The 12,188-nt window shown below is 33.4% G+C and carries 9 protein-coding genes; 2 read left to right on the top strand and 7 right to left on the bottom strand.

The genetic code is table 11. The features are described from left to right. The first annotated feature begins 17 nt into the window (after positions 1-17). Positions 18-1,070, top strand: a complete 1,053-nt coding sequence (locus tag N5D46_RS04895) for an endonuclease/exonuclease/phosphatase family protein (RefSeq protein WP_280049309.1) — start codon at positions 18-20, stop codon at positions 1,068-1,070. A gap of 81 nt (positions 1,071-1,151) precedes the next feature. Here N5D46_RS04895 and gldN read toward each other — a convergent pair whose 3' ends face one another. The 7 genes from gldN to N5D46_RS04860 all read right to left on the bottom strand — a co-directional run bounded on the left by gldN (position 1,152) and on the right by N5D46_RS04860 (position 10,522). Further along, entirely contained in the window at positions 1,152-2,054 is a 903-nt protein-coding gene (gene gldN, locus N5D46_RS04890; protein ID WP_280049307.1) for a gliding motility protein GldN, read from the bottom strand. Positions 2,055-2,077: 23 nt separating this feature from the next. Further along, on the bottom strand, positions 2,078-3,646 hold the full coding sequence (locus N5D46_RS04885; RefSeq protein ID WP_219034384.1) for a GldM family protein: 1,569 nt from the start codon (positions 3,644-3,646) through the stop codon (positions 2,078-2,080). Between the two features lie 51 nt (positions 3,647-3,697). Beyond that, entirely contained in the window at positions 3,698-4,369 is a 672-nt protein-coding gene (gldL, locus tag N5D46_RS04880) for a gliding motility protein GldL (protein ID WP_125349619.1), read from the bottom strand. A gap of 36 nt (positions 4,370-4,405) precedes the next feature. Beyond that, a complete protein-coding gene (gene gldK / locus N5D46_RS04875) occupies positions 4,406-5,788 on the bottom strand; it encodes a gliding motility lipoprotein GldK (protein WP_280049306.1) in 1,383 nt (460 codons plus the stop codon). A gap of 165 nt (positions 5,789-5,953) precedes the next feature. Further along, positions 5,954-7,105, bottom strand: a complete 1,152-nt coding sequence (locus N5D46_RS04870) for an arginase family protein (protein WP_125349620.1) — start codon at positions 7,103-7,105, stop codon at positions 5,954-5,956. A gap of 2 nt (positions 7,106-7,107) precedes the next feature. Next, on the bottom strand, positions 7,108-9,642 hold the full coding sequence (topA, locus tag N5D46_RS04865) for a type I DNA topoisomerase (protein ID WP_125349621.1): 2,535 nt from the start codon (positions 9,640-9,642) through the stop codon (positions 7,108-7,110). 85 nt (positions 9,643-9,727) lie between these two features. Continuing rightward, a complete protein-coding gene (locus N5D46_RS04860) occupies positions 9,728-10,522 on the bottom strand; it encodes a hypothetical protein (protein WP_125349622.1) in 795 nt (264 codons plus the stop codon). Between the two features lie 122 nt (positions 10,523-10,644). On the opposite strand from N5D46_RS04860, the gene miaB reads away from it, so the two are divergent. Next, positions 10,645-12,090, top strand: coding sequence for a tRNA (N6-isopentenyl adenosine(37)-C2)-methylthiotransferase MiaB (gene miaB, locus N5D46_RS04855; RefSeq protein ID WP_125349623.1), 1,446 nt, complete (start codon positions 10,645-10,647; stop codon positions 12,088-12,090). The last annotated feature ends 98 nt before the right edge of the window (positions 12,091-12,188 follow it).

Below are 12,188 nucleotides of genomic sequence, written 5' to 3'. Positions count from 1 at the left end.
TTAAAATCAACCATTTTATGCAAATATTCTATACCATAATTTCTTGCCTCATTATCCTTTCAGTCATTATTCCTTTCATCAAACATACACATTGGACGGTTAGAGTTTTTGATTATCCACGATTTCAGAAATTTGTTTTGGTAATTGCTACTTGTATTTTATTCATTGTTGTGCCTAAAACTTCAATTACAATAAGTTTATTTATTTGTTTAATTTTTACTGCGATTTATTTGCTTTGGGTCATTATTCCTTATTCTCCATTTGGTAAAAAAATGATTGAACAAGTATCCTTAAAACCAAATGAAAAACCGCTTGATTTACTTGTTTATAATGTTTTGCAAGACAATACGAAATATCAAAATTTGGTTGAATTAATTAAGAAAAGAAATCCTGATATCGTTTTTTTATTAGAAACGAACAACGAATGGATGGAACAAATAAAAGAAGCTACAAACGATTTTGAGTACAAAATAGAAGTTCCGTTAGAAAATACTTATGGATTATTGTTTTACTCTAAATTACCTATAAAATACCAAAAAATTAATTATTTAATCAGCACAGAAATCCCTTCAATTATTGCTGATATCGAATATAATAATCAAATTGTGCGTTTGTATGGTTTACATCCAACTCCGCCAGTTCCGCAAGAAAATGAAGAAAGCGCTGAACGCGATGCTGAGATTTTGATTATTGGAAAACAAGCGAAAGAATATGGAAAAGCGTGTATTGTTTTTGGAGATTTGAATGATGTTGCGTGGAGCAGAACAACACGTTTATTTTTGAAAACTTCGCAACTTTTAGATCCTCGTCGTGGTCGTGGAATGTTCAATACTTTTCATGCGCATCATTGGTTCTTACGTTGGCCTTTGGATCATTATTTTTTAAGTTCTCAATTTCGATTAATTGATATGATACGAGAACCAAATATTGGTTCAGATCATTTCCCTATCAGTATTCAAGTTGTTTTGCGTAGCGATGATGATTCGGGAGAAATGAAACTGGATCATGAAGAGAAGGTTGAAGTTGAAGAAAAAATAGAGGAAGGAATTGAAAAAGGAGACGCGAATTAGATTTTAGAAAGTTAAATTCTTATAAATACAATACAAAAAAATCCAGTCACATGACTGGATTTTATTTGTATTGTATTCTGATTAGTAATTCCACATATCAGCTTCTGACTGAATGATAGAATTTCTAATTTTGTGATGTTCTTCTAATTGACCTTTCGCATCATTTGGAATGTAATCATCAATCATTTTCGTTCCATACATTGTTTGAGCTTTGTAAATAATAGAACTAAATCTACGTGCATTTAACATCTCATCGTATGTAATTGCCGAATTTGAATTACTTGGATTAAATACTGTTGCATTCACCAAAACATTACGAGCATCAGGATACCAAATCCAAAATAAATCTACGTAAGCTCCGTCAGCAAATTCTGTTCCTAACGATTGCGCATCAGGCCCCATAATTGCTAAACCTAACAAACGATATTTTAATTCTCCTAAACGACGGTCGATATACCAAAGACCTTTCGTTTTTACCATTTTGATATCGTCAGATTTAATTTTATAATTAAAAATAGCAGCTTCGTCAGGAGTTTCTCCAGCAGCTTTCATATCGTAGTAATACTGCTGTGTATCTTTCTTCTCATTACGAGCCATAATTTGCTCATAACTCATTTTAGTTTGAAAGTACTCATCATCGTAAACTTCTCTAATCTTTTTGCTACGAACTCCGTCAACCAATACATCGTATAATGATTTAGAATTTTGCACTAACTCATCACCAGATCTATAATAAGGTTGATTTAGACGCTCATTCAAATCAATTACTTCCCATACAACTTTCGACCATAAAACATCTTTATCTTCGATAAAACCATATTTCATAGGATCTTGAGCCGTACTTACTGTATCTCCAGCTTCATCAACTCTTGTTTTATTTTCGCGGTCTTTTCTTAACTGTTCTGGCGAAACAGCGTTAAGAACATTTTGCGCCATTGTAAGAGTTGAGAAAAAACTCATTAAACCAAACAAAAGATACTTCATATTTTAAATTTTTACTTTTTAAATTATTGTACTTGAATTGCGATAGATGATGCTTCTCCAGTTGCTCCTGAATTTGTACGATATTTAATATCGAAAACACCAATAATATCACCTTTTTTCGCTTTCGAAATAACTCCAGCTGCTCCTGACATTTTATTTCCAGAAACACGAGCCGTTGCCTGACCAGGAACTTTAACATTGAAAGATGTTACTTCACCTGAAATTGGGAATAAGAAATCTGGCCAATCTACACGAATTGTTTGCGCTGCAATTCCATTATCTGGAATAGCTGGACTTGTATTTCCTAAAATAACACCACGTGCTGGTGGAACTGGTTTGATACGGAATGTTTCACGAACTGATAATGTTTTACCAGAACTTGCTCTTGCAGATGCCGTAAACACCACTTCGTTTCCTCCTCCAGGCGTATAATTCCATTTGTTAGCTCCCGCTCCAGAAGGACTTCCAGAAGAAGCACTTAAACTAACAGGTCCGTTTGCACCGTTAATTGTTGCTGAAATTGGATTAGATACTCCACGATAAACTACACGTAAATTATCTGCAACAATAGAACCTCCTGTTGGATCTTTTTCAATAATCTCAGCAGCTTTTTTATCTAATGTTTGTGCAACAACTTGATAAGTTGAAGGTGCTATGGCTACCGTTTTCGTTTTTCCATTCGATACGTATGTAATGTTACCTGTTAATTGATGCATACCAACTGCAGATGTATTCAGCTTAATAGATGCTTTACCATCAACAACAGTAGCAGAACCAACACTTGTAGAAACAGAACCTTTGATTGAATTATCGTAAGCTCCTAAAACTACATTAAGAACAGCTTCATCTCCGACTTTAACAACACCTGGAGATAAGAATAAACCTTGGAAAGCATCCAATTCGATTTTTTCTTCTAATTTACCAGATAATAATGCTCTCACTAAGTTACCTTCTTCTGTACGAGCATCCATTTGCATTTTCGATAAATTCGTTAAAGAAGCAACCATTGGTTGATCATAGAATTTTTCTTGCATCCAACTTTGTTTCTTCGATTTTGGAGTTGTTCCAAAAAATTCGTTGATACGAGCTTCCGCATTTTTAGCATCAGGACTTTGTTTTGCAAAAGTCATTAAGAAATTTCTGAAACCATCAATTTTGTTTGTAAACTCTTGTGCTTTCTCATTTCCTTTGTCACCTCCTTTTCCTTTAAAGAATAAAGATACAACAGGCTCTGTATTAGACAATGCATTGTAATCTGTATCTTCTGATCCAGAAATAAAATCAGCACCAGCTAATTCTTTTTTCAATCCATCGATATAAGCAACAAAATCATTTGTTTGCTTTTTAACTTCTGCAGCCTCAGCTTGAGTTTTTGCATAAGTTGGATCATCCTTCGCTTTTAGATCAATTTGACCATAGAAGGTATCGTTATTTGTTTTCGTTAAAGTCGTTGTTGACTCTAAAGAAGTATTTATCGTTTCGAAAGATCTCAACACCTCACGATCCACGTTCAAAGCCATCATTGCAATGAACACGAGATACATCAGGTTAATCATCTTCTGACGTCCGGTTAGTCTACCACCTCCTGCCATAATAATTTATAGAATTAATGAATAATTAGTTTAATTTATCGGAGCAATGTATTAGTTGTTTTTCATTGCAGAAAGCATACCTCCGTATACTTTGTTTAATGCATTAATGTTAGCAGAAAGCTCTTGCATTTCTTTCAAGAATTGCTCTGAACTACCTGAAGATTTTTGCATTTCTTCGATAAATTGTTTATTTAATTCTACTTGTTTTTGGCTATTTACAATTTGCTCAGCATATACAGCATTTAATTGGCTGATGTTAGTTGATGCTTTTGCAATTTCGTTGCTATATTGTTCTGTTGAAGCGACAGCTGATGTTGTTGTGTTTAATTCGTTAACAGCTGAACCAAATTTATCTAAAGAACCACGTAATCTTTCGAAAACTTCTTTATCTAATTTTGCATCTGCTAATACTTTGTCTAACTCAGCAGTTAAATTATTTCCTGCAGTTGCAACAGCAGCAGTTTTTCTTTGTACTGGTTCTCCATTTAATAATTCTGGATAAGCTTTTTCCCATTCATAGCTTCCTTGAGGTTTATCGAAAAATGCTGAATAAAAGAAGACGAATGCTTCAGCTACTAATCCGATTGTTAAGATTAAATTGGCTGATATTGGTCCTAAATTCGTGTGCGTAATTTTACATAATGCCCCGATAATTACTACTGCGGCAAAGAAATTATACAAAAAATTTGTAAGACGTTCTTGTTTTGAAGCTTGTACTGCCATAAGAGTGCTTTTTATTAAATTGTTTTATTAATTAGGTTATTTGGTTCTTCTAAAATTTACTTTTGATCCTTCTGGGAAAGATTGAACTGTACGGAATCCGATGAAACTTCTTGCAGAATCTTTGTGTTCCCAATCTCTTGCTGAAGTCATTAATAAATATCCAACATCTTTCCAAGATCCTCCTCTTACACTTCTATTTACTTCTCCAGACATTGTAATTGACGGATTAAGTGATGAAGACATTGTATAAGATGATCTGTTATACGGAGAACTTGTCCATTCAGCTACGTTACCAGCCATGTCATAAAGACCATATCCATTCGCACGGAATGTTTTTATAGGAGCCGTATACATGTAACCAGTTTTCTTGCCATCGTTGATTTCTAAATAATCTCCACGTTTTGGTTTGAAGTTCGCTAGATAACAACCTCTATCATCTGTTAAATAAGGACCTCCCCAAGGATAAGGTGCATTTTCTAAACCACCTTTCGCTGCGTATTCCCACTCAATTTCTGTTGGTAAACGGTAACTAATAACTTTTACTTGACTTCCTCTTTTCTTTTTATTATTCAATGCTGTGTTATGATATCTTGTGCGGAAATCACAAAAAGCTGTTGCTTGATTCCAGTTAACACCTACAACAGGATAATTTGCATAAGCTTTATGCCAAAAATAGTCTTGGTGCATTGGATCATTGTACGAATAGTTGAAATCTCTTACCCAAACTGTTGTATCAGGATAAATGTTTAAACTAAATTCTTTACGAAAATCTACACGGAAAGTACCACGTTTTTTTGCTGCAGCAGTTTGATCAACTGTCACATAAGAATAGTTTAATTTACGCGTATCAATACGTCTTTCTCCATTCATACGCTCTTCTGGAGGATAATATAATCCTTCCATAACCTCAGCATAATCTACATCTGGATATTTGTATTTATCCCACTCCAAACGCTGTTTCCAATTTAATTTCTTACCATCTAAAGATTGACCATCACGACCTGTATTACTGTTTTTAATATATTCATCATATGGCGTCCCTTGTCCATCTTGTGAACCAGAAATATATGCATAATCACCAATACCTCCTGCTCCATTATTTGGATTCATAGGGTCAAAACCTAAAGTTTCTGCCTTGTTTGCCAAAGCAGTACGAGCGATAGAATCTTTTACATAATTTACAAAATACTGATACTCAGAGTTTGTAATCTCTGTATCATCCATAAAGAAACCTGTAACAGTAACCGTTTTTACTGGAGCATCATTTGTTTTTGTAAAATCGTAATCGGTTTGTCCTAAAACAAACGATCCACTCGGAATCGGAACCATTCCTTTTGGACGAACTGGCGTCCAAGCCGAAGATGTTTTCGAAACTATTTGTCCATCATTTCTATCACTACTCCCTCTGTTCTTCAACATTTTACATGATGATAAAGAAAGAGATAGCAACAATGCACTTACCAAAATTCTATTCATTCTGTTATAGATTTATTTTTATACAGGTTTTATACTTTTAGTTCTCAATTAATAAGGCTACAAATTAAGGCAATTTATTAATTGATTTTTAAAATTGTTCTTTATTTTTTAATAAAATTTTTTGAAATATTTCCACCACCTATTCGGTATTTCTCCATTCAAGGCTTGCTCATAATCTTTTTCTGAACACGGAATAATTTCAAATTTTCGCTCTCCATCAACAGTGTTATCAACTTCTATCCACAATTGATTGGTTAATATATTTCGGTAAAAAATATAATTGTATCCTTCTGTAGGAACAAAAATTTTCTCAAAATATTGTGTATCCTCAAAACTTTTTATCTCTGGACGGTGATTTTTTCCATCAATAAAATACCAAATCATCTGCGAAATTAATAGATGATCTAATTTTTTATAATTTTCGATATAATCACAAACGTAAAGTGAAGTCAATTTATTGCTGAAACCTAAATATCTTGTTAACGCACAAATTTCTCGTGAAGTAAATCCATTTGGCGTCATATTTTTTGAAGAAGAGAAATCCGAACCTTGTAAACTCGATAAATTAAGCAAAGCCGCATTTGCATCTCTCGAATAAGGTTCTATTTCTTTTACATTTTCAGAAATCACACCCAAACGAACAGCATCAAAATTTAACTGATCTAACAAATCTAATTTTTCTTGAGCAACAAAATACGTTTGAAAACCGATATTCGTATAATCCAATAAATTGAAAGGCTCATTCGAAATAATTTTTGTTAAATAATTATTTTCTGTTGTTTGTGCTTCATCTTTTCCTAATCGTAATTTATGATCGATTGTTAAGTAATAAACTTTATCAACAATTTCGTCATAAGCACGATATTGTTGATAACCTAAACTTGGGTTTCCACCCAAAATAACAACAACATATCCATCACGAATTAATCCGTTGGTAACTTCTCTAAAAACTTTTTCGGTTTCGGCTTTATCATCATAATAAACAACATCGCCAAAATCGTACAAATCTATCGACCAATTTCCCATTTGCAATTCGTACAATTGTGTACGAACAAGGCTAAAATCTACATCTTCGATCAAATCTTTTTGTTTCGAACGAGATTCTGTCACACCAATAATCGCAATTTTATCGTTCGATTTTTCATCGCTTTCGATAACATCTTCGCGAAATTTTATAGCTTGTCCTAACGCAAAAGAATTACAAGATTTAGCAAAATCTTGTAATTCTTCAGAAACGGGTTTTAAAAAGTCGTTGTACATTATTACTTTTTAGTCGTTGTTTTTTTAGTTGTCGTTTTCTTCGCAGTTGTCTTTTTTGCGGGCGCTTTTTTAGTCACTGCTTTCTTTTTAGGTTTCGCAGCTTCTATTAATTTTTCAACCTCAGCCAAAGTCAACGCTTCTGGATTCGTCTCTTTCGATAACTCAACTTTTATTTTTCCTTGAATCAAATTATAACGTCCCCAACGCGCTTTCTCTAATCGAATTTCCTGTTCTGACCATTCGCGAACAACACGTTCAGATTCTTTACGTTTTTTATCTTCAATCAATTCGATAATATCAGCTTGAGATAAATGATCGAAATCGTATTTTTTCGGAACATTAATAAACCATTCATTCCATTTGATAAATGGTCCAAAACGTCCTTTTCCTTTTGTTACATCATACCCTTCGTATTGTGCAATCGGTGCATCAGCTTTTAATTTTTCTTCGATTAATTCTACTGCACGATCAAATGATAAATCCATTGGATCTTCCTCTTTCGGAATCGAAATATATTTATCATCAAATTTCACATAAGGTCCAAAACGTCCAATATTCACTTCTACTTCGTGCGCTTTATACTCACCTAAAGTTTTTGGTAATTCGAACAATTTCATTGCCTCTTCTAAGGTAATATTATGAATAGATTGATGTTTTTGAAGACTTGCAAAGCGAGGTTTTTCTTCATCTTCTGCTTCACCAATCTGAATCATTGGCCCAAAACGTCCAATACGTGCATGCACTTTTTTACCCGATACAGGATCAATTCCTAATTCGCGTTCTCCAGTTGCACGATCAGCATTTTCTTGAACATCTTCTACAACATGATGAAATTTCGTATAAAATTCATCAATCATTTTTGTCCAATTCAATTTACCTTCCGCAATATCATCAAAACTATTTTCGACACGCGCTGTAAAATCGTAATCCATCACATTCGTAAAATAATCAACCAAGAAATCATTTACCACAATTCCGATATCAGTTGGCATTAATTTGCGACGATCAGCTCCAAAAATTTCTTTTTGTTGAACTTTTTTGATTTGATTATCGATTAGCGTTAAGGTATTATATTTTCGTTCTTGACCATCCAATTCCCCAACTTCCACATAGCCTCTATTCTGGATTGTAGAAATCGTTGGTGCATAAGTTGATGGACGACCTATTCCTAATTCTTCTAATTTTTTTACCAAAGATGCTTCTGTATAACGAGCCGAAGGACGAGAAAAACGTTCAGTACCGTTTATTTCATCTGCTTTCAATTGCTCATTTACTTTTACACTTGGTAATAATACTTTATCATCATCAGCATCTTCGTCGTCAAACGATTCTTGATATACTTTTAAGAAACCATCAAACACAATTACTTCTCCTTTCGCTTGGAAAATAAAGTTGTTTTTGTTGTTATCAATATCAATAATAGTTCGTTCCAATTCTGCATTTGCCATTTGAGAAGCAACTGTACGTTTCCAAATTAATTCGTACAATTTTCGCATAGAATCGTCTGCATTTATTGAATGATTTTCGAAATGCGTTGGACGAATCGCTTCGTGCGCTTCTTGTGCAGATGAATTTTTGTTTTTATATTTTCTTATCTCAACATATTTGTTTCCGTAAGCAGATTCTATCTCAGCTTTTACTGCTGTTAATGCATCATCAGACAAATTCACACTATCTGTTCTCATATATGTGATATGTCCAGATTCGTATAATTGTTGTGCGACACGCATCGTTCTTGAAACTGAAAAACCTAATTTACGAGATGCTTCTTGTTGCAAAGTTGATGTTGTAAATGGTGCTGAAGGTGTACGCTTTGCTGGTTTCTTTTGTAAATCATTTACTTTAAAATCTGCTCCAACACATGTTTCTAAGAAATCTTCGGCTTCTTTTAACGTAGAAAATTCTTTTGTTAAAACTGCTTTTAATGTTCTTCCCTCATTTGTTTCGAAAATTGCAATGAATTTATATGACGAAACTGGAACAAAATTTTGAATTTCTTTTTCACGTTCAACAATTAATCGAACAGAAACTGATTGAACACGACCTGCAGATAAGCCTGGTTTGATTTTTTTCCATAAAATTGGCGACATTTCGAAACCAACTAATCTGTCCAAAACACGACGAGCTTGTTGTGCATCAACCAAATTCTCATCAATTTGACGTGGATTTTCTACCGCACGTTGAATCGCTTTTTTTGTAATTTCATTAAAAACAATACGTTTTGTATCTTTCTTTTCTAATCCAAGAACGTGATACAAATGCCAAGAAATTGCTTCTCCTTCGCGGTCCTCATCGGATGCTAACCAAATTGTTTGGGCTTTCGAAGACAATTTTTTCAGTTTACTTACAACCTCCTTTTTATCAGGTGTTACTTCGTATATTGGCTTATAATGATTCTCGATTTCGATTCCCATTCCTTTCTTTGGTAAATCGACCACGTGACCAAAACTTGATTCCACGATAAAATCATCACCTAAAAAACCTTGAATGGTTTTAGCTTTTGCTGGGGACTCAACAATAACGAGATTTTTAGACATATTGTTTTCTTAAAAAATTTCTGCAAAATTAATAACAAAAAAATGAAGCAGCCAAAAATGATTTTCAACTGCTTCATAATTTTGTCTATTTCATGTAAGGATTATCCTTGTAAATATCTGTTCCTATTTGGTCTATTTCTGATTGTTCATTGTCTTCTGTTCCTATAACTGTTTCATATAAAACATATGTAGCAATATAAATTAGAGGCATTGCTACTAATAATCCAACTCCACAAGCAAGTACGCCTAAAATTGCAACTCCAAAACAAGCCAAACAAAAAACAAATGCTGATCCGAAGTTTTTAAATAAAATACTTACACTTGATTTTATAGCTTCCGTTGTAGTAAAACTTGTAAACAATACAAAAGGAATTGCTAGTATTGATGTAACATAGAAAATAAATCCAGGTACAATACATAATAAAATACCTATGAATCCTAAAAATTGAACAGCTAAATATGTTGTAAAAATCACACCAAATTTTCCATCTTTATAATGAACAAACAAATCTGAAAAATCAGGATTTTGATGTTTATTAAATTTTTTAGCCATTGTCAAAATACTTACTGTAATCGGTGCTAAAGCTGCTGCAACTACAATACTAACAATATTACTCACCCACGCTAAAGGAGATGATGCTTCTGCAAACACTTCATTTAAATCAGATGGATCATTAATAACCATAGTTGGTGCTGAAATGATTAATCCTAAGAAGAAATTAATCATGAAACTAATTGCGAATGTTATTACAATTGCAAGAATTGCATATAAAGCGATTCCTGAAAAAATTTCCCATGATTTTGAAAAAATATCGCCAACGTTTATATTTACTCCTCGTTGTTTAATTTCTTCTATTCTTTGTCTAATTCTATCATCCATAGTTTTATATTTTTTTAGATTTCCTCAAATCTACAAAATGTTAATAAAATGCAAAAGAAAATTTTACTGCCAATATGTCACATAGATTTATTATTTTTGCACGATAAAATATCCATTTTAGAATGCATACAGAAGAAAAACATATAGATGAAGCAAGACAAGGAGAGGCTTTGATGACTGCTCCTACTCGTAATGCAACAAAGAAATTATTCTTAGAAAGTTACGGATGTCAAATGAATTTCTCGGATAGTGAAATTGTTGCATCTATTCTAAATAACGAAGGTTATCAAACCACTCAAAAAGTTGACGAAGCAGATTTAATTCTTTTAAACACTTGTTCTATTCGTGAAAAAGCGGAACAAACAGTTCGTAAACGTTTAGGAACTTTAAACGCAATCAAAAAACAAAATCCAAGTCTTAAAATTGGCGTTTTAGGTTGTATGGCGGAACGTTTGAAACATAAATTCTTAGAAGAAGAACATTTAGTAGATATCGTTGTAGGACCAGATGCTTACCGCGATTTACCAAACTTAATCAACGATGTAGAAGATGGTCGTGATGCGGTAAACGTACAATTATCAAAAGAAGAAACATATGCCGAAATTTCTCCTGTTCGTTTAGGTGGAAATGGCGTTACAGCCTTTGTTACGATTACTCGTGGCTGTGATAACATGTGTACATTCTGTGTTGTTCCTTTTACGCGTGGTCGTGAGCGTTCTCGTGATCCACATTCTATCTTGAATGAGTGTAAAGAATTAGCAGAATCTGGTTACAAAGAAATTACACTTTTAGGTCAAAATGTCGATTCATATTTATGGTATGGTGGAGGACCAAAAAAAGATTTCAAAAATGCAACTGATATTCAGAAAGCGACTGCTGTAGATTTTGCTCAATTATTAGACATGGTTGCAACGCAGTTTCCTAACATTCGCTTACGTTTTTCAACTTCTAATCCACAAGATATGGAAGAAGGCGTATTGCAAATGATGGCGAAACACAAAAATATTTGTAAATACATTCACTTACCTGTTCAATCGGGTTCTACCACTGTCTTAGCACGTATGAATCGTCAACATACTCGTGAAGAATATTTCGAATTAATTGATAAAATTCGTCGTATCGTTCCAGATTGTGCTTTATCTCACGATATGATTGCAGGTTTCTGTGGCGAAACAGAAGAAGAACATCAAGATACATTATCGTTAATGGAATATGTGAAATATGATTTCGGTTATATGTTCGCTTATTCTGAGCGTCCAGGAACGCCAGCGCACAAAAAAATGCCTGATGATGTTTTACCAGAAGATAAAAAACGTCGTTTACAAGAAATCATCGAAATGCAACAAAAACACTCTGCAGAGCGTATGAATAGTTATGTTGGAAAAACTCATGAAGTTTTGATTGAAGGAAACTCTAAACGTGACGAAAATTTCTGGTACGGACGTAATACACAAAACGCGGTTTTAGTTTTCCCTAAAGTAGAAGGAACTAAAATAGGAGATTTTGTAAACGTAAAAGCAAATAGCTGTACAACGGCTACTTTGATTGGTGAAATGATAGAAGGATAAACAATCAATCCGTCAATTGTATACTAAAAATAAAATTCGTCAATTCGAGTGATTTTTATAAATGAAATGATTAAAAATTGTATCGAGAATAGAATTTT

The sequence above is a fragment of the Empedobacter sp. GD03865 genome (genome assembly GCF_029840775.1).
Lineage (GTDB): Bacteria > Bacteroidota > Bacteroidia > Flavobacteriales > Weeksellaceae > Empedobacter > Empedobacter falsenii_B.
Note: the sequence above shows the minus strand (reverse complement) of the source record. Positions and strands in the feature narration are given on the sequence as shown.